Raw genomic sequence first — 20,247 nt, 5'->3', positions numbered from 1 at the left:
AGGAAAACATGAACGGTTTGGATATTAACACCGACCTGGCTCGCAGTATTTTGACCGGCTTCATCCGGAGTGAAACCACCCGCTCGGGCTTTCAAAAAGCCGTGATCGGCGTTTCCGGCGGTGTCGACTCGGCCATGTCCTGCTTCCTGGCGGCCGAAGCGCTCGGCCCTGAGAACGTGCTGGCCGTGCGCATGCCTTACAAGACCTCATCGCAGGATTCGCTCGACCACGCCCAACTGGTGATCGACGCCACTGGCGTGCAGTCCGTCACGATTCCCATCACCGACATGGCCGACGGACTAATCAACCAGTTCCCCGACATGGCCAAGCTGCGCATGGGCAACATCATGGCGCGCTGCCGCATGATCGTGCTGTATGACCAGTCCTCCGCTTTTGGCGGCCTAGTGATCGGCACCAGCAACAAAACAGAAATTCTGCTGGGCTACTCCACCCAGTTTGGCGACGCCGCTTCAGCCTTTAATCCCATCGGCGATCTGTACAAGACCCAACTGCGCCAGCTGGCGCACGCCATGGGTGTGCCGCAGGTCATCATCGATAAGGCCCCCACAGCCGACCTGTGGATCGGGCAGACTGACGAGGGCGAGTTGGGCTTTACCTACGCGGAAGTGGACAAGCTACTCTACCTGATGGTGGACGAACGCTACACCCCGGACGAGTGTGTGGAAGCCGGTTACGACCGCAAATTCGTGGAGACGGTGGTCAAGCGTATCCAGCGCTACCATTACAAGCGTGTCATGCCGCCCATCGCCAAGCTGGGCAACCGCACCATCGGCTACGACTTCCTCTATCTGCGCGATTGGGGCACGTAGTCCGTCCGTTTGAAGTTCTCCCTTAATCCAGGAGGTCAAAATGAAAAATAATCGGAACCTGCGCATTATCGGACTGGCGGGTCTATTTCTGCTGGTTTGCGCTTGTATGCCCGGTGTGAGCATCTCCCTGACGGATACGCAAACTCCAATAGTAATCACGGCCACCCCGCAGCCGCCGGCTGCGACCGAGACAACCCAACCCGTTCCGCCCGCTACCCAAGCGGCTGCCGCGCAATCCGCTGGCACGGCAAGCGCGGGCCTCGACCACATCAATATCTACCTGGTGGCAGTGGGTGACAACGGCGCTTCCGGTGAGATTATCGGCTGCGGTGATTCGCTGGTGCCGGTGCAGGTCTCCATTGAACCCACACTGGGCGTGCTGCGCGCCGCACTGACGGAGCTGTTCAAGTTGGAAGGGCAGGCGGATTATGGCCAGTCCGGATTGTATAACGCCTTGTACCTCTCGCACCTGGAGATCGACGATCTGGCGGTGGTGAACGGCAAAGCCACCATGAAGCTCAGCGGGCAGATCGTTACCGGCGGGGAATGCGACATACCGCGCATCGAAGCACAACTGCGCGCCATTGCGATGCAGTTCTCGACGGTACAGCAGGTGAGTATCACCGTCAATGGCGTGCCCCTGGCGGAACTGCTGGACCTGCGCGGGTGAAAATCAGCCGGAATCCTCCGGCTGATGGTTTAATCCAAAAAGAAAAGTTCCTCTACCCGGACATCCAGGAATTTGGCTAATTTCATGGCCAATTCCAGGGTGGGATTGTATTTATTGTTTTCAATCGCGTTAATGGTCTGCCGGGTGACATCCACGGCCAAAGCGAGATTTTCCTGCGTTATCCCAATTTTTTTGCGATAAGACCGAATGTTATTCTTCATCCTTACCCAACTGCCATTTGAAAAAGGCTTGTCCTGCCCAATAAACAATCAGCTGGGATACCAACAGGATGACTCCCAGACTGTTAAATGTTCTTCCGATGATCCAATCCATCCATACCCAGACCAGCAGGAAAATGATTCCAAATAGCCATGCTAACCGCAGGGCTTTGAAGTTGATGCTCAATTCCATTTCATCCATCTTTCTGAAAAGTCTCATTTTTTACCTCCAAGTAATGTCAAAAGTATTTGACATATTATACGTCAATTGATGAAAATGTCAAGAGTGTTTTACATTTGGGTTTGTGCCTGATGGCGTTTTACTGGAGGCGTGCAATTCTTGGATTGATTTGCCAATTGGGATCTGGAACAGACTTTGACCTATTAATAAAAAAGAATGTTCCCCGAGTCTGCCGAGGGAACATTCTTCTTTTTTGGGATTTGATCCTTTTACCCCAAGGGAATGCTTCGCTCTGGGTAGACGTTCAGGGATCTTTTTGAAAAGAATTAGATCAGCCCGTAACGCTTCAAGCCGGCGTCCAGGATCATGTTGACCAGCTCAGTATGGTCGATACCGTCCGCTTTAGCTTCGATCACCAGATCGGAAATATCCGGCGACAAGCCTGGCAGCGGGTTGATTTCCAGGATATAAGGCTTCCAATTGTTGGTCACGTCCAGGCGGAAATCCACGCGCGCTACATCATAGGCGCCGGTCACGCGGAAGACCGCCGCGGCCAGCCAGTTGAGCTCGTCCACCAGGTCTTCGTCGATGGGCGCCGGGCACAGATAATCCAGTTCCTCCGCAAGCGCCACCTTGAGGTGGTTGCTGTAGACTGTGTCGGTGGTTTCGTAAGGCCGCAGGTCTACTTCCATGGGCGGCATGAAATACAATCCGGCCTGCACGCGCGGGGCGTTGGGGTTGAATGGCATACGGCGCGCTACCGGACCGACCAGGTTGCCGACCAATCCGACCGTCACTTCGCGCCCGTCGATGTAGGTTTCCACCAGGGCGGGCTGCTTGTATTTTTGGATGATGAAAGCCACCTGTTCGCGCAGCTCGGCTTCGCTGTGCACGATGGATTTGGCGCTGACGCCCATGCTGGTGCCTTCGCGGCTGGGCTTGACGAACAACGGAAAACGCAGGTCGTCATTGAGCGGTTCATCGGCACGGTCAAATTCCTGAAAAGCCGGAGTGGGCAGCTCGTGCCACCACAGGATGCGTTTGGTCATGGGTTTGTCCAGCGCCAGCGCCAGTGTAAACAGGCGCGAGCCGGTGTAGGGAATGCGCAGCATTTCCAGCACGGCCGGCACCTGAGCCTCGCGCGAATCGCCGAAATGACCTTCGCAGATGTTGAAGCAAATATCAGGTTTGAATTTCGGGATCGTAGTCAGCAGACTGCGGTCGCCCTCAAAAAAATCGCAAACATGCCCGTTTGCGCGCAGGGCCTCCAGAATGGCATTGACCGTTTTTTCGGAATCGAGGTCATCCCACTGATCCTCCGGCATGCCTTCCCAGTGCGGAGCGTTCTTTTTTAAATTCGCCAATACGGCAACTTTAAGTTTCTTCAATTGATTTTATGCTCCAGTTATATTTCCATTTTAGTCTAAAAATAAATCGTTCCAACCCTGCCATTTCTCATCCAGAGATTTCTGGATTTCGTTATATTTTTGACCCAAATCGGCCACACTCTCATTAATTTCTAAGGGGTGTTCCAGTTTCCGCGTAACCTCCTCCAATTGGTCCTCCAGTGTGCTGATCTGTTCTTCCATCTCACGCAGCACCTTGGGACTGATACTTTTCTTCTTGGAATTATCCGCCTTGTTGTTCCGGGCGGAAGATTTGTTCGATTTTTTCTCGGTCTCTGTTTCAGCCTGATTTTGTTCCTCTTCGGCTCGCAGGTCACTATAGCTGCCCTTGAAGACCTTCAATTCGGTCTTGTCCGGTTCCAGCTCCCAGATCTGCGTGGCGACTGCGTCTACCAGGTAGCGGTCGTGTGAAACCAGCAGCACGGTGCCGTTAAACTCGGCCAGCACGCGCTGCAGGATTTCCTGCGAGGGCAGGTCCAAATGGTTGGTGGGCTCGTCCAATAGCAGCAGGTTGGCGCCCTGCAATCCCAGGCAGGCAATGGCCAGCCGGCCGCGTTCGCCGCCGGAAAGCACCCCTACTTCTTTAAAGGCATCGTCGCCGCTGAACAGGAATGTCGCCAGGTAAGCGCGCGCTTCTTCTTCCATCATTTGCGGCGCGGCATTTTGGATTTCCCGGATGAGCGTCCAATTATCGTGCAGGCCTTCGTGCGCCTGCGCGAAGTAGCCCACATGTACGGCACTGCCGAGCGATACGCGTCCGCCCAGCGGCGGGATGTTATCCAACAGGGTTTTCAGGAAGGTGGTTTTTCCAGCGCCGTTGGGGCCCATGATGGCCACGCATTCGCCGCGTGTGAGTACCAGGTCCGGCACGTGGATGAGCACTTTCTTATTATCGTGGTAACCGATCTGCAAATCGTAGGTGCGCAGTACCAAATCACCGGAGCGGTTGTCGGCTTTCAACCGGATGTGAATGCGTTTGCTCTTCTGCGGGGGAGCCAGACGCGCGTCTGCCAGCAGGCGTTCCAGGCGCCTGCGGCGGCCTTGAGCTTGCTTGGTGTTTTGGCCGGCGATGTTGCGCCGGATGTAATCTTCTTCTTTGGCGATGAATTCCTGCTGGGCTTCGTACTCTTTCAGCTGGCGTTCATAGCGCGCTTCACGCTGCCGCAGATAAGCGCTGTAATTGCCGTGATAGGTTTCCAGCGCAGGGGTCATCTCCCAGATGACGGACACGGTGCGGTCGAGGAAATAACGGTCGTGCGAAACCAGCATCACCGCGCCGTCCCAATTCTTGAGATAGCCTTCCAGCCATTCCATGGCTTGAATGTCCAGGTGGTTGGTGGGCTCATCCAGCAGCAGTAAATCCGGGTTGGAAAGCAGCAAGCGTGCCAGAAACGCGCGCGTGCGCTGCCCGCCGGATAAGATGTTGAGCGGTTTGTGAAATTCATTGCGCCCAAATCCTAAACCGGTCAGGGTGCGTTCAATGTCATTTTCGAAAGTGTACCCGCCGGCCAGCTCAAAGCGTTCCTGCAGACGGCCGTATTTTTCCAGAAATTCCGGGTCGTCGTGTTCGGCGCCCATGCGGCTGTCCATGGCGCGCAGCTGCGCCTGCCAATCCAGCAGTTCTGTGAACACGGACATGCATTCATCCCACAGCGTCTTGCCGGATTCCAGCACAGCTTCCTGGGGCAGGTAGCCGATGTGCAGGTTCTTGGAACGCTGCACGCTGCCGTCCGAGGCGGTTTCTTCGCCGATCAGGATACGCAGCAGGGTAGTCTTGCCCACGCCGTTGGAACCCACCAGGCCGATGCGGGCTTTTTGGGGAACAGCGAACGAAATATCGCTGAAGATATCTTCGGAGCCAAAGGATTTGGCCAGATTACTGGTGCTGATTAGAGACATGATGATTTACTTATCCGGGAAATTATAAAGAGATGCATTAGTCTAGCTGCGCACAATTTGCAGCTGTTCGCCAAAGCCGGCGCGTAATTGCTGCGCTGCGCTGCCGTTGACCACACAAATGCTTAAGAAGCCGAAGCTGTCGATGACTGCCACCAATTCACCCTGAGCCTTATTACCAAAAGTCGCGGATATCCCTTCAATGACTGTATTCCTGAGAATTATATGAATATTCTCGAAATCCGCCAGAGTCTCCGCGCGGATATTGCTGGCCAGATTACCGAAGGCATCCACATGGATGATGCTACCGATCAGGCCGTCCGCCGTTTTCTGCGCTTGGGGCATTTCCAGCAGGATTGGGTCCATGACCGCCGCGCCGAAGCTTTCCAATGGCGCGCCTATGGCCAGATGGGCCGCTGCCGGGGCGAAGATATCGCGTCCGTGGAACGTGCGGCTGACCTGCGCCAGGCGGTAATCGGCGTTCTCCAGCGCGTGGATGCGCACGGGTTCACCGTCCGCTTGCGCTTGCTGATAAAGCAGGGTCAGCAGGCCGTTGTCCGGCCCGACGAAGTACTGCTTGCCCAGTTGAGCGGCGATGCCGCGCCGCGCGGTACCCACGCCCGGGTCGACTACTGCCACGTGCACCGTGCCGGCCGGAAAATAGGGAACGCTGCGTCCCAATAAAAGCGCCGCCTGAAAGACGTTCTGCGGGGCGACCGTGTGGCTCAGGTCGACGACGCGCGCCTGCGGGGCGATGCCGGCGATGACGCCCTTCATCACGCCCACGTAGCCGTCGTGCTCGGTAAAATCGGTGGTCAGAGTGATCCAGTTCATTTCAGAATGATTCTATCAACGTTTGGTTATTCACACAAACTTTCTTACCAAAAGCAAGAAAAGGGAATATTAATATCAATTGGGGAAAATGTTATTGGTTAGGAGGTGTTTTTAATTAGTCGTATCTCTGTTCTATACGACATGCATTAAGCCGGCCGGGCCCGCCCTGCCAGGAACATGGCGATTGCACCCATTAGCAGGCTTGACCCGAACCCCAAAATCGAACCGGCAAGGCCTGGCAGCACTGCCATGATGAACACGGGCAGACCCGCCGCAACCAACCCGGAGATCAAACCCAAAAAATCAACATCAGGTGCCTGCCCGATCAACAACAGGTTTGATTGCGCATGCCGAACCACGTCCAGGGCTGCCATTCCCGCGACCGCTGCGGCAGTCCCGGGGATCAACAGCAATGTGACTGATGAAAATATACCGGCGGATTCGCTTGCCTGTGCCATGAGCAGGGAACCGACTTCCGTATTCAGTAGGGCGTTTCGCACTGCCCAGCCGCCCAACCCGGCCAGCAGGCTGACTGCAACGATGCCAACCAGCGCGGACGCCATATCCAGAATGATCGCTCGCCGGTTTGAAATTGGTAGTTGGTGGAAGATTGGCCAACAGCTCAAATCGCTTCTCAATCGCGTGATGGCAATTTTGCCCACTTGTATGACCCAGATAAACAGGAACAGCGAACTGATGCTCCCCGGCATCACGAATATGCCAAATACGGCGCTGGCCAGTGAAAACCAGCGCTGCAGCTTGCTCAATCGCAGCCCGCGCATCACTTGCAGCAGGTCCTTCCAGATCAGTGCCGCAGGCCCCGGCCGGCCCGGTAAGCGTGTTGGCGCTTTTTCCTTGTGCAGGCGTTGTTGAGCGCGCAGGTTCTCAGCGTAGCCGCTTGGTCCATAACGCAATGCGTCATTCAACAAAACGTGCGTGCGGGTTTCCTGGGCGGCTTGGGCCAGATTAAAACGCTTTGCAGAGATTGCCAGCCCAGCCAAACTTAAAATAGCAGCGCCGAAGCCTGCAGCCACGATGACGCTCAAGCCGGCTTTTTCAAACCAGGGTAACGCCAGCCACAACATCACCGGCAGCGCTATGCCTGATATGAGGCCCAGAGCGGTTGAATATCCCAAGCGAGCATCCGGGCGCACGCGCGCAGCACCGATTGCCCACAGCAGGGCAAAGAGTGCCAGGTGAACAGGCGCCAGCATTAGCCAGGCCCGCAGACCGTATCCCAAATACTCAATAAAATGGCTCGTAATGACAGTCTCTGAAAATGCAATATCGCCTAATGAAAAGCCGAGTATCAGCGTCAGGATCCAAAAAGGAAAAGCGCTTTTGAGCCAGGGCATCCACAACCAGCGCAGGACTACTGCGCGACGGCTGACCGGTGTCTGGCAGAGCAGATAGCTGTCCTCTTCGGAGAATTCAACAGGGCTTCGCCTGAGGGCATTGTACAGGCGCACTAGGTTCCAAATTGCCAGGACGCTCCCCATGAGGACTACAGCCGCTTTACCCGGATCTTGCGCGTTGAGCAAAGGTAACAGTATTGAGCTGCCGCTCGCAAAAAAGGTAAGGGTTACAAAGATCCACACACTAAAGAACAGCACCAAGTAAACCAGGTAAAGGCGGTTGCTCAGCGACTTGTCATTCGGATCATAGGAAACGACCCTTAGCCAGAAATTAAGCTCGTACACCTCCTGGCGGCTGCGCAGCCAATTCACAGATGGGTCGGACAGACGATGGGCAGGATGGCTGGCTGAAGCGGTCCTCACTGGACCTCCAACACACCCTGGCGGATGAGCAGACGCCGGTCTGCCAGCGCGTCGCCAAAATCGGGAGAATGCGTTGAGAGGAGCACCGCGGTGCCCTGCTCCCGCATCCGGCGGATTTCGGCAGCGAGGATCTCCATTCCTTCCTCGTCCAAGGCCGAAGTGGGTTCGTCCAACAGCAATACGCTGAACGGACGGATAAACGCCATGACCAGGCCCAGCTTTAAGCGCATGCCGCGCGAAAAATGATGAGGAAATAGATTGCGTGACTCCCATAATCCGAAAGTGCGCAACAATGCCTCCGCACGTTCTTCGAAATTTCCGTCTGCCTGGTTGGCGAGGGCAATAAAACGCAAGTGTTCCCAGGCAGTCAGCTCCAGGTAAAAACGCGGTACGTCGGGCACGTAAACCAACCGGCGGCGCGCCTCCACCTCATCGCGGTCCAGATCAAATCCACCCACGGTAACCGTTCCCTCCGATGGACGAACCAGTCCGGAAATGCACGACAACAATGTGGTTTTGCCGGAGCCATTCGGTCCTGAAAGGATGGCGATCTCTCCGCTAAGTAGAGAAAAAGTTGCCGGAGCCAACGCAACAAAGCGGTCGTATTTTTTAGTTAATTCAACTACAGCAAGGGGGATATTAATATGGGAATCTATTTCATTCATCGAAATCAATCCATGGTTTGAGCGGTAAATCTTGATCTATCCAGAACATATCATAACCGAAAATCTAATTTGAATAAATTTACCTACTTTTTTTCAACAAAAGATGACTATTAAATAAACCCTGGATCGAAGTACACTGATTATGGTTTTTAGGTAAAATTGCCCCCATGACAAAAGAGATGAACACCCCGCCCGTTTGCGACTACGAAGGCTCCGACTACCAGGACAAATTCTGGAAGGAGGGCGGCCGCGCCTACGAGGACGGCGCCGAAGTACTGGCGCTCAAGCGCCTGCTGCCGACTGGCGGAAGCCACTTGCTGGAATTGGGCGCCGGGGCCGGGCGCAACACACCCCGTTATCGCGGCTTCGAGCGCGTTACGCTGCTGGATTATTCCACCACCCAGCTCCAACAGGCCATCCAGTATTTGGGCACAGACCCGCGCTACCGCTTTGTGGCGGCGGACGTTTATCGCCTGCCCTTCGCGCCGCGCGCCTTCGACTCGGCCACTATGATTCGCACCCTGCACCACTTGTCCGAACCGAACATCGCCATCGCGCAGCTGCGCGAATGCCTGGCGGATAACGCCGTTTTCATCCTGGAATTTGCCAACAAGCGCAACATCAAATCCATCCTGCGTTATTGGATGGGCAAACAGGACTGGAGTCCTTTCACCCCGGAGCAGGTGGAGTTCGTCAAGCTCAACTTCGATTTTCATCCCAAAAGCGTGCGCGCCATGCTGGCCGGCAACGGTTTCAAACTGGAGCAGGAGATCAGCGTGTCCTTCCTGCGCGCGGGTTTCTTCAAGCGCCTGCTGCCGCTCAAACTGATGCTGGCCAAGGAGAATTTCCTGCAGCATACGCTTTCGTGGGCGGCTATCAGCCCCAGCATCTTCCTGCGCAGCACAACCGTGCCGCAGGGAGAAGAAGCGCTGGGTATGCAAACAGAGGCCTTCTTTCGCTGCCCGGCTTGCGGCCATTACCCGCTGGCCGACACCCCGCCCGAGTTGAAGTGCGGGCAGTGCGGCCAGACGTACACTTTTAAAGACGGCATCTACGATTTTCGCTTGAAATAACGCTTATCGACATTTTTCAGAGGAGGGACCATATGGAAAATTGGAAGATCAGCCCATCCGACCTGACCTTTTTGTGGGATGAGTGCCCGCGCTGTTTTTACCTGAAGGTGCGCCATAAATTCAAGCGCCCCGGCCTGCCTTTTCCCAAGATTTTTACCAAGATCGACTTGCTGATGAAGGATGTATACCTGGGCCACTCCACACAGAAGATTTCCCCGCTGCTGCCGCCCGGCAAGACCGTCATGAGCGGGCGCTGGGTCACCTCCGCGCCCATCGTCGCGCCTGATGGCGAAAACACAGCTTATATCCAGGGTATCTTCGATACCGTAGTGCAGTTCGAGGACGGTTCCTATGGGGTGGTGGATTTCAAGACCTCGGAGGCACGTGAGGAGCACGTGGAGTTTTACGGCCGCCAGTTGAGCGCTTACGCTTACGCCCTGACGCATCCCGCGCCGGGCAAGCTGCACCTCAGCCCGGTCACCAAGCTGGGTTTGCTGTATTTCGAGCCGCAGGACTTGGTGGAAACGACTCAGGATGGCTTAAGCTTAAATGGGCCAACCCGTTGGGTGGAGATCCCGGTGGACGAGGAACGTTTTGAGAATTTCATGCGCGCGGTGCTGGCGCTGCTCAGCCTGCCCGAGCCGCCGCTGGCCAACCCGGAGTGCGCCTTCTGCGCTTACCGTGCAGCGTCAAGGAACGTGCCGTTCTAATTGATTGTCACTCCTCACCCCCGGTCATTTCACCACAAGTAGAGGGAGCGGTGTGATCGTGAAGCACTCCCTTCGGGGAGGGATCTGGGTTGGAATTCCAATTTTATTTTTCCTGTCACACAAGAATGTGTGACCTACGGATTCGTACATGTTTGCGTAGGTCAGGCATTCGCCTGCACCTTCCGGGGTGTGCCTGACATAATTCTCAGGAAAACACGATCTGTGTTTATCCGTGTGAATCTGTGTTTTGTTTCTACCCTTTTTCCAACACCCAAAATTGGGACAGGCCCAGTACTTAGGGCGGAATTCCACCTGTGCCCGGTATTTCCAGGTAATCCCTCCGAAAGACAAGGGTTTATCATGGCGCGTATACTCAAAACAACTGAGTACAGGTTAGAAACGCTCACTACAAAAAAAACTCACCCTACAGGACGAGGTTTTTAAATCTGTGTTCATCAAGCACAGAAAAGTCTTTTAGTTTTTTCTGTGTCCATCTGTGGTTCGTACTTACAAATCAACCTTTTTCCAGCACCCAGAACTGCGACAACCCCAACGCGCGCAGAGGCGTTTTCTCCAGGAACTGCAGCACAGCCCGCAGGAACTTGCCCAGAGCCGGGCGGCGTTGGATGATGTTATCGTAGCCGCCGAAGATCACCGTATGGTAAACCGCGCGCAGCGGTTGGCACTCAAACAGGGCACGCAGCTTGCGCGTGGTGTACACGCGCACGTGCGGGGCCAGCTTGTCCCGCCAGAAATCCGGCAGGTAGTTGACGAACAATTTGTTGCCGAAATGATATTGGCCCTTGCGGTAGACCCCGTGGGTTTCAAAAGGGTAACCGCGGTTGGGACAGAAAACGAACATGCGCCCGCCCACACGCAGCACACGCGCCATTTCGGCCACGGCTTCGTGGTCGTCCGCCACGTGTTCGATGACCTCATTGCTCAGGATGGCATCGAACCGACCGCGCTCAAAAGGCAGGTATTCGCCCGCTCCACATACCAGGTTGGGGTTCTTTTGCTTGGCTTCCAACAAACGCTCGAACTCGATATCCATGCCGACGGCCAGTTCGGCTTCTTTCGACAAGCGTTCCAGATATTGACCCACCCCGCAGCCGTCCTCCAGAACGGCGCCGCGCAGCTGCCCGTTGCTCCACTGCCGCAGCATGTCCAGGCGGCGCTGTTGTCCGGCGCGCCATACGTAAGAGGGTTCGCCGCGCTGGGCGGCTTTATCGGAGTGGGGAGTGTTGGTGTTATCGTTCATTGATCTTTCTATTCTTTCACGTAAGGAACCCAGGCCAGCAGCGTGGTGCCCTGCTTGCGGATGGAAATGACTTCCATACCGCCGCCGGCTGACTCCGCGCGTGCCTGCATATTGGTTAATCCATGCCCGATGCGTCCGCCCGGTCGGGGGGTGTCGAAGCCTGCGCCGTCGTCGCTGACCTTCAGCATGATGCGATCGTCGTGCCGCCACAATCGTACGGTCACTTTGGTGGCTTTGGCGTGTTTAGCTGTGTTGGAAAGTGCTTCCTGGAAGATGTGATAGAGCGCGTCGATTTGCGTGCGCGCCAGGCCTTCCACATCCTCGGGTTCGCCCTCCATGCTGACGTCCACCATGGTGTTGGCGCGGAATTCGCGGATCAAACTGCGCATGCCTTCCACCATATTGGCGTGGCGCAATTGGCGCGGACGCAGGTCCAGGATGTAAGCGCGGATATCGGCAATCGCGGATTGCAGCGCTTCCAGCGCTTTCTCTATCTGCTGGACGCTGTTGTTCTTGCCCTGCATCTGGCTCATGCGCGCGTTTTCCAATGAGAGGCCGATGCCGTATAGCGACTGGATGATGCCGTCGTGCAGGTCCATGCCGATGCGTTCGCGCTCTTCGGAAATAATTTGGATGCGGGCTTGCTGGTTGTCAATCTCATAAGCAATCATTTCAGCCATGGAGAGCATCTGTACCTGGAAATAATCCATTTCTCGGTTGGTCAGCAGGCTGCGGCGCGTATGCGCCAGGCTGGCGATACCGTAGACATCGCTATCTGAAGCGATTGGCAGACAGACCACCTGGCCGAGTGCTTTCTCGCTGATGTCGGTGGTCAGTTCCGTGATGCGGCTGTTAGGCAGGTTGATGACGCGCAGCTCCCCTTTTTCATATTGGCTGAAGAGAATATGCGTTTCATCCAACCATGCTTCGGGATTCCAGATGGCCGCTAATTTCCCGCTGCGGTAAACGCGCGTTAGATTACGGCCGGCTTTGTCTGCCAGATATACTTCGAAGGCATCCAGATCTAATAAGTCCAGCAGTGCCGGAACAGTCTGGCGCAGATTTTCCAAGAGGAAGGGGTAACGCAATTCATACGACGGCTCGTCGTGTTTTTCAGCCGGGGCTGCCGCACTTTCTTGCTGAGCCTGGTTTTCCAAAACAGAAACCGGCTCCATCTTTTTTGAATCGTTCATATTCACAGTTTGATTTTAATCCACCCGCACACATTTAGCCAATTAAGCCGGTGCGCGCCGGTGTAAATCGGATAATTTTAGTATAATTTGTTTTGCCATGGAAAATGAGAAATCGCTCGATCGTCAGGAATTGCAGGCGCACATGCGCCAAGCGGGACGTTTACCGCCCGGCCAGGTTGCCACGGATAAATTCCCGGTGCTGCACTACGGCGCCATCCCGCCTTTTGATGAAGATGCATGGAATTTTCGCGTCACCGGCGCGGTGGAAAAATTGCTGACGCTGAGCTGGACTGAGTTCCAACAGCTGCCGCGCAGTTCGGTGCGCATGGACTTGCACTGCGTCACTCGCTGGAGCAAATTCGACACCTTGTGGGAAGGTGTGCGCGTGCGTACGCTAATTGATGAGGGCTTAATCACGCTCAAGCCGCAAGCGCGCTTTGTGATTCAACACGCCGAACGCGACTTCACCGCTAACCTGCCGCTGGAGATTGTGCTTTCGGATAATTTTCTGCTGGCAACCCATTACGACGGCCAACCCCTCACCCCCGAGCATGGCTATCCGTTGCGAGGTGTTGTGGGTGCCATTCCCGGCCGCAAAGACCTCAAGGATGTGTACTTCTGGAAAGGTGCCAAATGGCTGCGTAGTTTGGAGTTTTCCGAAAGCGACCACAAAGGTTTTTGGGAAATGGCCGGTTATCACAACGACGCCGACATCTGGAAAGAAGAACGCATCGCCTGACGATCATGAACCAACCACAGATAGACACAGATAGAAGATGATAAATCTTTTCTATGGTTGATGAACACAGATACTAACTCCCTCTCTCCATGTGAATAGGGCCAAAGGCGAGGGGTGTTTGTTCACAACGTTCTCACCCTCACCTAATCTCTTCCCCGAGGGAATACTTCGCGACCCCTCAAGGGGGAGGAATAAAGGAACTGCACTAGCCTTACAAGTCACCCTTCTCTTGTCATCCTGAGCTCCGCCAGGAGCGAAGGATCTCGGCCAAATTTTAAGATAAACCACAGATGCACTCAGATGAACACAGATGTTGACTTCCTCTCCCCTTGAGGAAGAGAATCTCAGACGGGTTAGATATTTAGTATGCAAGCCGAGATCCCTCCCCGAAGGGAGTGCTTCGCGATCACGTCGCGTTCTAAAGCGAACGCTCCTCAGGATGACAGTATAGATGAGCGGATTCCCTCTCCCTCGGAGAAGAGGGCCAGGGGTGAGGGGATTCGTTAAAAAGAAAAAGTTGCCTGGTTTTTCATCCAAGGCAACTTCTTGTTTTGTTCTTAAGCTTCGACTGTCACTAAGCCATACGCCGTACATAGAACCACAGGCCGACGCCGACGCCGACAAAAAGGATGCCGACGATCAGCAAGAGCGGGGAGGAAGATTCCTCACCGAACACCGGCTGCATGCCGGAGCCCGGCTGCGCGCCGAAGTCAATGGTCGAGATCTGGCCGGCACTTAAAGTGAGCGAGTAGTTCATCACCGTGGTGGGGTTATAACCTTCCGGAATAGCCACACTGATGTTGTAATCCCCTTCGGGAATGTCGTTGAAGCATAGCGAGTTGCCGCTGTCGTCCGTGATGCCGGTTTCATTGACCGTGCTCAAGCGGTTGGTCAGGCTGACCGCGCCGCCTGCGATGGGCAGTTCGGTTTCTTCGGAAAGGGCGTCACCGTTTTCATCGTTGAAGAGATAGATGCAAATCGAGCCGTTGCCTTTGAAAGGCGTGGCGGTCGGTTCGGCTTCCACCACTGGTGTGGGCGTGGGGGTTTCTGCCGGTTTTTCCTTGATGATCAATTCCTGCCCAACCCACAGGAAACTGCAATCGTCGCTGTCGGTATTGCTCTGTAAATTGTTCAGCTCACGCAATTCCTGCTCGGTGATACCCATCAGCAGGGAGATGCTGGTGCAGGTATCATTCTCTTTGACGATATATGTGATGCGCCCGTCCGCGCCCGGAGTGGGGGTGGACAGGTTGATTTGCGGCAGCGGAGCGCCGGCCGTAACTGGTAGGAGCACTACCATGCCAATTAAGGCAACACAAAACAAGCCTAAAGCCTGCAGGGGTTTCTTTTTCATCTTTATCACCTGGTGAAAAATTATAACATCTTTGTATGTTGCAGCATTTTACCGCGTTTGTCAAACTAAATGGCACGCCTTTTTAACGGTTTTTCTGAAATCCTCTTATAATTAAGACATGATTCAAAACTTAGAATTTCGAAAAAGGAAAGGGATGCCGAAATGAGTTTTCATACTATCATAATCGTCGGAAATTTGGGCAGGGACCCTGAGATGCGCTATACCCCTAATGGGAATGCAGTCACTTCTTTGAATGTGGCCAGCAACCGTGTGTATACCGATACGAACGGACAGCGCGTGAAAGAAACAACTTGGTTCCGCGTTTCTGTGTGGGGCAAACAAGCTGAAAATGCCAATAACTACCTGCAAAAAGGCAGCATGGTGTTGATCGAAGGCGAATTGCGTCCTGACCGTGAAACCGGAAACCCGCGCACCTTCACTCGCAACGATGGTACCACCGGAGCTTCCTACGAAGTGTTTGCCCGTAACGTGCGTTTTCTCTCCTCCCGCAGCGGTACTGGCGGACAGGAAGGCGGCTTCGATGACGGTCCGGAGATGAACGACGAGGATATTCCCTTCTAGGAAATATAAAAAATCAAATGACATTTTTTGATAATTTAGCTGAGAAGACCCATCAGGACTTTGAAACACGCCACCTGGTCAGGGAAGACGCACTCAAACAAACGCGTTTGTTAACCCGCTGCTCCGCCAACGCCATTCGCGCCATCCACCGCGATGAACGCGATGTGGCCGAGGAGAACATGCTGGCCGGGCGCAAGATTGTGGACGACCTGAAGAAATCGGTGGAGCCTTATCCCGAAATTTATTTTTCCGGATATACCCAGGATGCACTCAAAGAATTTGTCGAAGCGCGCTTGACCATTGCGTTCCTGAACAACGAAGAGCTGCCCATGCCGGAAGATATGGGCATCGAGTACGCCACCTACATTCGCGGCCTGGCCGAAACCATCGGCGAAATGCGCCGGCGCTGCATGGACATCCTGCGGCAGGGTTATTCGGACGAAGCCGAACGCCTGCTCTCGCTGATGGATGACATCTATGCCATTCTGGTAACGTTGGACTATCCGGATGCCATCACTTACGGCTTGCGCCGCCAGACTGATATGGTGCGCGGTATCATCGAACGCACGCGCGCCGACCTGACCCTGGCTTTGCGCGAACAGCGTCTGCAGCAGTCGCTGCACGAATTCGAACAACGCATCAACGGTAATGGGCAGGGGTAAGCGCACCATTCGAGCTTCGGAAATCGGGACATTTCTGTATTGCCAGCGAGCCTGGTGGTATCAGCGTCAAAAAGTTAAACCCATGAACCAGGATGAACTGGAGGATGGCAGTGAATTTCACGGCGAGCATTGGCTGCGGGCCAGCTCGGCCGGCGGCTTGAGTACGGCTGCCTGGATTCTGCTGCTCATTGCGCTGGTCATCCTGGGCATTCATTTTGGCCTGAAAGCGGCCGGTTAATCGCCATGTTTCCCAACTGGTTCTTTACACTGTTGCCGTTCCTGTTAATTGCCCTAGCGCTGTTGTTCTTCTGGATATCCGCCCGGCTGAAACGCAACACCGGTATGCCGGAAGGCCGCATCATCTACGCCGACAGCGGCCAATGGGGCAAACCGGTCAAGCCGCTCTACGATGCTGCCCTGGGACTGACCGGAAAGCCGGATTATCTGATCCGCAAGCGCAAGACCATTATCCCTGTTGAAGTGAAGAGCACCTGGGCGCCTACCGTACCTTACGAAAGCCATAAATTGCAATTGGTGGCTTACTGCCTGCTGGTGGAGAGCTACTACGGAAAGCGCCCGCCCTACGGGCTGCTGCGCTATCGCAACCGCACCTTCCGCGTCAATTTCACTGAGGAATTGGAGTACCAATTATTGGATGTGTTGGATGAGATCCGCGAGGTGAAAGAACAGGATGAGGCTTGCCGCTCCCACCGGCAGAAGAACCGCTGCGCGCGCTGCGGGTATCGCTACGTGTGCGACCAGCGTCTATAAATTTCCGAATAACCGCTATAATTTAATGGAATGCCTATGAGCCAACCACTAAATCATTTCGCTATTGCCTTCAATCAGCAAATACCGGAGGCCGAACCGCTTTCCGTCAAAATCGGCGCCTTCATGAAAGCTGCGGGTGGATCCATTGAGGAAGTAAGCACTATCCAGGATAAAGCCCTGCGGCAGCGCATCAAGAAAAAAGAATTTGAAGCCCTGATTGTCTTGGGGGGCGATGGCACCATGCTGCGCGCCAGCCACTTATGCGCTTCGGCGCGTTTGCCGTTGTTGGGTATTAACCTGGGTTCCTTTGGTTTTCTCATGGAGCTGCAGCGCAATGAGTGGGAACCATATTTGAAAAAGCTGATGACCGGCGAATATCGCATTGAAGAACGTATGCTATTGCAGGCCGAACATTTCCGCCGAAATACCAGCCGGGGAAGCTGGCTGGTGGTCAACGATGTGGTGGTCTGCCGTGGGCAACATGTACGCCCCATCCGGCTGGATGCGGAAGTGGACGGCTACCACATGGCCAGCTATGTGGCCGATGGCTTGATTGCCGCCACGCCCACCGGCTCAACCGCTTACGCGTTAGCTGCGGGCGGCGCTATCCTGCCGCCGGACCTGCGCAACATTATCGTCGTGCCGGTTGCCCCGCACCTTTCCCCAAATCAATCGATCATCCTCAACGAGGGTGCCGAGGTGACCATCATTGTCAGCACATCCCACCAGGCAGTCTTCAGCGTGGATGGCCATATCCCGGTCATTATGGAGGATAAAGATTTTGTGCGTATCACCTCCAGCGAATTGAATTCGCGCTACATCCGTTTTCATGATCCGGGTTATTTTTACCGTACACTGAACCGTTTCATGGAGCAAAATCCATCATTAAGCCAGCCGCGCCAATAGAAATTTTCGCAAAATTGCGCCGCATTATAATTGCCGAAAGAATCGTGAAATAGATATGTCAGACTCAGAAACGTTAACCTGCTATAAACATCCCAACCGGGAAACCATGCTGCGCTGCAACAAATGCGAACGCCCTATCTGTTCTCAATGTGCCGTGTTGACTCCTACCGGTTACCGCTGCAAGGAATGTGTGCGCGGCCAGCAAAAAGTATTCAATAATGCCCGCACGCTTGACTATGTCATTGCAGTCATCGCGGCGGCCAGCTTAGCCTTTTTAGGCAGCTATGTGCCTTCTTTCATCGGATTTCTCACTCTTTTTGCCGCGCCTTTTATTGGCATGTTGATTATGGAAGCCGTCAAGAAACTGACCGGCAACCGACGATCCCGTACCTTGTTTATCACAACTACCGCGGCCGCTGCGCTTGGCAGCCTGCCGGTTTTGATCGTGCGGCTCTTGTCGCTTTGGTTCGGATTGCGGGCCGGCGGATTTAACCTGTACGGACTGCTGCCGTTGATTTGGCAGGCAGCTTATACCATCCTGATTGTCGGTTCGGTTTATTACCGCCTGACCGGAATCAAACTTGGGTGATCTATGCTAAAAGAACTGCGCATTGAAAACTTCGCCATCATCGACCAGCTTGAATTAAAGTTCGAGCCTGGTTTGACGACCTTCACGGGTGAGACCGGCGCAGGCAAATCCATTCTACTGGACGCCATCGATGCGTTGATGGGCGGGCGCGTGGAAACCAGCATGATCCGCGCGAATGTGGATCGCGCAAATTTGGAGGCGCTGTTTGCTATTCCGCCTGAACATCAGAAAGATGCCGCAGCGTTATTGGAGGCGGAAGGGTTGTTGGATGACCCCAACGAAACGGACATTCTCTTCAACCGTGAGATCCGTCGCGAAGGGCGAAACATCGCGCGCATCAACGGCCGAGTGGTGAATGTTTCTCTGATGAAAGACCTGGGATCATTCCTGGTGGACATTCACGGCCAATCCGAGCATCTCTCATTGTTGTCAGTCCGCCACCATTTACAACTGCTGGACCGCTATGCGGATGACCGCGAGCTGTTGGACGATTATCACCATTCCTATGCACTATTGAAGGCAACGCAGCAGGAGCTGGCTGACTTGCGCAAAGCTGAACAGGACGCCGCGCGCATAAGCGATTTGCTGAATTATCAAATCCAGGAAATCGAAGCTGCCAAATTAAAAGAGGGCGAAGAAGCTGAGCTGCGGGATGAACTGAGCCGCCTGGCTAACGCGGAGAAGTTATCCACTTTAGCACAGCAGGCATATAACCTGCTGGAAGAAGACAACCCGGACGCGCCTTCTATCACGGCTATGTTGGGCGAGGTAGTCGGTGCTGTGCGCGGGCTGGCTAATATTGATAAAAGCCTGGCCGATCTGGCCGACCAATGCGAGAGTATTACCAGTCTGAGCGCGGATGTCAGCCGTGAATTGCAGAGCTACATTGAAGGCATTGAATACAATCCCAAGCGGCTGGAACAAACAGAAAACCGGCTGGCGCTGATCAACACACTGAAAAAGAAATATGGCCAGGATGAAGAAGCAATTCTGGCTTTTGCAGAAAAAGCCAGGGGGCAGTTGGACAAGATCACCAATGCGGAGGAACGTATTGCCGAATTGGAAGGATTGGAAAGCGGACAATTAGCGGAGCTGGCTCAAAAAGCCGGGGCGCTTTCGGCCGCGCGCCAAACTGCCGCGCTGACCCTGGGCGAGTTGGTGGAACGGGAGCTGGCCGATCTGCAAATGGCCGGCGCGCGTTTCGCCGCTGATATTCGCACCAAACCGGCCGATCCGGGCTTGCCGCTGGAAGATGGGCAGGTGGTCAAGTTCGACGAGCGCGGCATCGACCAGGTCGAGTTCCTGATCGCTCCCAACCCTGGCGAAGGCCTAAAGCCGTTGGTCAAGATTGCCTCCGGCGGTGAAACCTCGCGCCTTATGCTGGCATTGAAAAACGTATTGGCCAAAGCTGATACCATTCCCACCCTGATCTTCGACGAGATCGACCAGGGCATCGGCGGACGCATTGGCGCCATGGTGGGCGAAAAGCTCTGGCAATTGGGCGGCAGCCACCAGGTATTGTGCGTTACGCACTTGCCGCAGCTGGCAGCTTACGGCAATCAGCATTTTCATGTCTATAAGCAGGTGGCGGATGGCCGCACAACTACGCAAGTAGAGGAACTCAGGGATGAACGGCGTATGGGTGAATTGGCTGCCATGTTAGGTGGAGATAACGAGGCTAACCGGCTAGCTGCCAGGGAAGCTTTGCAGAGCGCAGAGGAACGCAAGCGTTTGCATTCCTCACATTTGTAAGAAATTTGTAAATATTTAAATTCTTGCTTGCATGAATCTTTTTCTTGTGATATAAAATAAATACCAAACGCTTGGGTGCCCCCCTCACCCAGGCGTTTGGCTTTAAGTGCTTGATTTCTCCCCCGACTTGCTTTATAGTTTTAGTACACTTCTTGCAACATATTGGGCAAAAAGGAA

The 20,247-nt window shown here is 54.5% G+C and carries 22 protein-coding genes; 12 read left to right on the top strand and 10 right to left on the bottom strand.

Annotated features, from left to right (window positions below; genetic code table 11):
• The first annotated feature begins 8 nt into the window (after positions 1-8).
• Both Pelsub_RS00960 and Pelsub_RS00955 read left to right on the top strand, forming a co-directional pair.
• The gene (locus tag Pelsub_RS00960) at positions 9-830 is read left to right on the top strand and encodes an NAD+ synthase (protein WP_116225209.1); all 822 of its coding nucleotides are present in this window, start codon (positions 9-11) and stop codon (positions 828-830) included.
• A gap of 40 nt (positions 831-870) precedes the next feature.
• Positions 871-1,500 (top strand): GerMN domain-containing protein, encoded by a 630-nt coding sequence (locus tag Pelsub_RS00955; RefSeq protein ID WP_116225208.1) that lies wholly within the window; start codon positions 871-873, stop codon positions 1,498-1,500.
• A gap of 29 nt (positions 1,501-1,529) precedes the next feature.
• On the opposite strand, the gene Pelsub_RS00950 is transcribed toward Pelsub_RS00955, so the two are convergent.
• The 7 genes from Pelsub_RS00950 to Pelsub_RS00920 form a co-directional block, all read right to left on the bottom strand.
• Positions 1,530-1,721 (bottom strand): helix-turn-helix transcriptional regulator, encoded by a 192-nt coding sequence (locus Pelsub_RS00950; RefSeq protein ID WP_116225207.1) that lies wholly within the window; start codon positions 1,719-1,721, stop codon positions 1,530-1,532.
• Positions 1,711-1,938: a hypothetical protein gene (locus Pelsub_RS00945; RefSeq protein ID WP_116225206.1), complete on the bottom strand. Its 228-nt coding sequence runs from the start codon at positions 1,936-1,938 to the stop codon at positions 1,711-1,713. Before Pelsub_RS00945 ends, Pelsub_RS00950 begins: the two co-directional genes overlap by 11 nt.
• A 287-nt stretch (positions 1,939-2,225) precedes the next feature.
• Positions 2,226-3,287: a D-alanine--D-alanine ligase family protein gene (locus Pelsub_RS00940; protein WP_116225205.1), complete on the bottom strand. Its 1,062-nt coding sequence runs from the start codon at positions 3,285-3,287 to the stop codon at positions 2,226-2,228.
• A 30-nt stretch (positions 3,288-3,317) separates the two neighbouring features.
• A complete protein-coding gene (locus Pelsub_RS00935) occupies positions 3,318-5,204 on the bottom strand; it encodes an ABC-F family ATP-binding cassette domain-containing protein (RefSeq protein WP_116225204.1) in 1,887 nt (628 codons plus the stop codon).
• Between the two features lie 42 nt (positions 5,205-5,246).
• On the bottom strand, positions 5,247-6,035 hold the full coding sequence (locus tag Pelsub_RS00930) for an SAM hydrolase/SAM-dependent halogenase family protein (RefSeq protein WP_116225203.1): 789 nt from the start codon (positions 6,033-6,035) through the stop codon (positions 5,247-5,249).
• A gap of 146 nt (positions 6,036-6,181) precedes the next feature.
• Positions 6,182-7,813 (bottom strand): hypothetical protein, encoded by a 1,632-nt coding sequence (locus tag Pelsub_RS00925; RefSeq protein WP_116225202.1) that lies wholly within the window; start codon positions 7,811-7,813, stop codon positions 6,182-6,184.
• Positions 7,810-8,478, bottom strand: coding sequence for an ABC transporter ATP-binding protein (locus Pelsub_RS00920; RefSeq protein WP_116225201.1), 669 nt, complete (start codon positions 8,476-8,478; stop codon positions 7,810-7,812). The genes Pelsub_RS00925 and Pelsub_RS00920 overlap by 4 nt, the downstream gene beginning before the upstream one ends.
• Positions 8,479-8,645: 167 nt before the next feature.
• Between Pelsub_RS00920 and Pelsub_RS00915 the strand changes: the two genes are divergently transcribed.
• Together Pelsub_RS00915 and Pelsub_RS00910 are read left to right on the top strand one after the other, a co-directional pair.
• A complete protein-coding gene (locus tag Pelsub_RS00915; RefSeq protein ID WP_116225200.1) occupies positions 8,646-9,551 on the top strand; it encodes a class I SAM-dependent methyltransferase in 906 nt (301 codons plus the stop codon).
• Positions 9,552-9,583: 32 nt separating this feature from the next.
• A complete protein-coding gene (locus tag Pelsub_RS00910; RefSeq protein ID WP_116225199.1) occupies positions 9,584-10,261 on the top strand; it encodes a PD-(D/E)XK nuclease family protein in 678 nt (225 codons plus the stop codon).
• A 514-nt stretch (positions 10,262-10,775) separates the two neighbouring features.
• Here Pelsub_RS00910 and Pelsub_RS00905 read toward each other — a convergent pair.
• Both Pelsub_RS00905 and Pelsub_RS00900 read right to left on the bottom strand, forming a co-directional pair.
• Positions 10,776-11,522 (bottom strand): class I SAM-dependent methyltransferase, encoded by a 747-nt coding sequence (locus Pelsub_RS00905; RefSeq protein ID WP_116225198.1) that lies wholly within the window; start codon positions 11,520-11,522, stop codon positions 10,776-10,778.
• Between the two features lie 8 nt (positions 11,523-11,530).
• Positions 11,531-12,715, bottom strand: a complete 1,185-nt coding sequence (locus tag Pelsub_RS00900; RefSeq protein ID WP_116225197.1) for a sensor histidine kinase — start codon at positions 12,713-12,715, stop codon at positions 11,531-11,533.
• Positions 12,716-12,812: 97 nt separating this feature from the next.
• Here Pelsub_RS00900 and Pelsub_RS00895 point away from each other — a divergent pair, with 97 nt between their 5' ends.
• Positions 12,813-13,454 (top strand): molybdopterin-dependent oxidoreductase, encoded by a 642-nt coding sequence (locus tag Pelsub_RS00895; protein WP_116225196.1) that lies wholly within the window; start codon positions 12,813-12,815, stop codon positions 13,452-13,454.
• Positions 13,455-14,028: 574 nt separating this feature from the next.
• On the opposite strand, the gene Pelsub_RS00890 is transcribed toward Pelsub_RS00895, so the two are convergent.
• The gene (locus tag Pelsub_RS00890) at positions 14,029-14,808 is read right to left on the bottom strand and encodes a LysM peptidoglycan-binding domain-containing protein (protein ID WP_116225195.1); all 780 of its coding nucleotides are present in this window, start codon (positions 14,806-14,808) and stop codon (positions 14,029-14,031) included.
• A 162-nt stretch (positions 14,809-14,970) separates the two neighbouring features.
• Here Pelsub_RS00890 and Pelsub_RS00885 point away from each other — a divergent pair, with 162 nt between their 5' ends.
• Genes Pelsub_RS00885 through recN form a run of 7 tightly spaced genes read left to right on the top strand, consistent with a single transcriptional unit; the run spans position 14,971 to position 20,070 of the window.
• Positions 14,971-15,390, top strand: coding sequence for a single-stranded DNA-binding protein (locus Pelsub_RS00885; protein ID WP_116225194.1), 420 nt, complete (start codon positions 14,971-14,973; stop codon positions 15,388-15,390).
• 17 nt (positions 15,391-15,407) lie between these two features.
• The gene (locus Pelsub_RS00880; RefSeq protein ID WP_116225193.1) at positions 15,408-16,052 is read left to right on the top strand and encodes a translin family protein; all 645 of its coding nucleotides are present in this window, start codon (positions 15,408-15,410) and stop codon (positions 16,050-16,052) included.
• Positions 16,039-16,290 carry a hypothetical protein gene (locus Pelsub_RS00875; protein WP_126440346.1) on the top strand — a complete coding sequence of 84 codons (252 nt, stop codon included), beginning with the start codon at positions 16,039-16,041 and terminating at the stop codon, positions 16,288-16,290. The genes Pelsub_RS00880 and Pelsub_RS00875 overlap by 14 nt, the downstream gene beginning before the upstream one ends.
• Positions 16,291-16,295: 5 nt before the next feature.
• Entirely contained in the window at positions 16,296-16,823 is a 528-nt protein-coding gene (gene cas4, locus Pelsub_RS00870; protein ID WP_116225192.1) for a CRISPR-associated protein Cas4, read from the top strand.
• A 36-nt stretch (positions 16,824-16,859) separates the two neighbouring features.
• Positions 16,860-17,729, top strand: coding sequence for an NAD(+)/NADH kinase (locus Pelsub_RS00865; protein ID WP_158674915.1), 870 nt, complete (start codon positions 16,860-16,862; stop codon positions 17,727-17,729).
• A 55-nt stretch (positions 17,730-17,784) separates the two neighbouring features.
• Positions 17,785-18,318: a B-box zinc finger protein gene (locus tag Pelsub_RS00860; RefSeq protein WP_126440344.1), complete on the top strand. Its 534-nt coding sequence runs from the start codon at positions 17,785-17,787 to the stop codon at positions 18,316-18,318.
• A 3-nt stretch (positions 18,319-18,321) separates the two neighbouring features.
• Positions 18,322-20,070, top strand: a complete 1,749-nt coding sequence (gene recN / locus Pelsub_RS00855) for a DNA repair protein RecN (RefSeq protein ID WP_116225189.1) — start codon at positions 18,322-18,324, stop codon at positions 20,068-20,070.
• Positions 20,071-20,247: the final 177 nt, after the last annotated feature.

The organism is Pelolinea submarina (assembly GCF_003966975.1).
GTDB classification, from domain to species: Bacteria; Chloroflexota; Anaerolineae; order Anaerolineales; family Anaerolineaceae; genus Pelolinea; species Pelolinea submarina.
Note: the sequence above shows the minus strand (reverse complement) of the source record. Positions and strands in the feature narration are given on the sequence as shown.

Coding starts and splice junctions, on each gene's coding strand:
- Pelsub_RS00960 (WP_116225209.1), top strand. CDS start 9: ATGAACGGTTTGGATATTAACACCGACCTGGCTCGCAGTATTTTGACC.
- Pelsub_RS00955 (WP_116225208.1), top strand. CDS start 871: ATGAAAAATAATCGGAACCTGCGCATTATCGGACTGGCGGGTCTATTT.
- Pelsub_RS00950 (WP_116225207.1), bottom strand. CDS start 1,721: ATGAAGAATAACATTCGGTCTTATCGCAAAAAAATTGGGATAACGCAG.
- Pelsub_RS00945 (WP_116225206.1), bottom strand. CDS start 1,938: ATGAGACTTTTCAGAAAGATGGATGAAATGGAATTGAGCATCAACTTC.
- Pelsub_RS00935 (WP_116225204.1), bottom strand. CDS start 5,204: ATGTCTCTAATCAGCACCAGTAATCTGGCCAAATCCTTTGGCTCCGAA.
- Pelsub_RS00930 (WP_116225203.1), bottom strand. CDS start 6,035: ATGAACTGGATCACTCTGACCACCGATTTTACCGAGCACGACGGCTAC.
- Pelsub_RS00920 (WP_116225201.1), bottom strand. CDS start 8,478: ATGAATGAAATAGATTCCCATATTAATATCCCCCTTGCTGTAGTTGAA.
- Pelsub_RS00915 (WP_116225200.1), top strand. CDS start 8,646: ATGACAAAAGAGATGAACACCCCGCCCGTTTGCGACTACGAAGGCTCC.
- Pelsub_RS00910 (WP_116225199.1), top strand. CDS start 9,584: ATGGAAAATTGGAAGATCAGCCCATCCGACCTGACCTTTTTGTGGGAT.
- Pelsub_RS00905 (WP_116225198.1), bottom strand. CDS start 11,522: ATGAACGATAACACCAACACTCCCCACTCCGATAAAGCCGCCCAGCGC.
- Pelsub_RS00900 (WP_116225197.1), bottom strand. CDS start 12,715: ATGAACGATTCAAAAAAGATGGAGCCGGTTTCTGTTTTGGAAAACCAG.
- Pelsub_RS00895 (WP_116225196.1), top strand. CDS start 12,813: ATGGAAAATGAGAAATCGCTCGATCGTCAGGAATTGCAGGCGCACATG.
- Pelsub_RS00890 (WP_116225195.1), bottom strand. CDS start 14,808: ATGAAAAAGAAACCCCTGCAGGCTTTAGGCTTGTTTTGTGTTGCCTTA.
- Pelsub_RS00885 (WP_116225194.1), top strand. CDS start 14,971: ATGAGTTTTCATACTATCATAATCGTCGGAAATTTGGGCAGGGACCCT.
- Pelsub_RS00880 (WP_116225193.1), top strand. CDS start 15,408: ATGACATTTTTTGATAATTTAGCTGAGAAGACCCATCAGGACTTTGAA.
- Pelsub_RS00875 (WP_126440346.1), top strand. CDS start 16,039: ATGGGCAGGGGTAAGCGCACCATTCGAGCTTCGGAAATCGGGACATTT.
- cas4 (WP_116225192.1), top strand. CDS start 16,296: ATGTTTCCCAACTGGTTCTTTACACTGTTGCCGTTCCTGTTAATTGCC.
- Pelsub_RS00865 (WP_158674915.1), top strand. CDS start 16,860: ATGAGCCAACCACTAAATCATTTCGCTATTGCCTTCAATCAGCAAATA.
- Pelsub_RS00860 (WP_126440344.1), top strand. CDS start 17,785: ATGTCAGACTCAGAAACGTTAACCTGCTATAAACATCCCAACCGGGAA.
- recN (WP_116225189.1), top strand. CDS start 18,322: ATGCTAAAAGAACTGCGCATTGAAAACTTCGCCATCATCGACCAGCTT.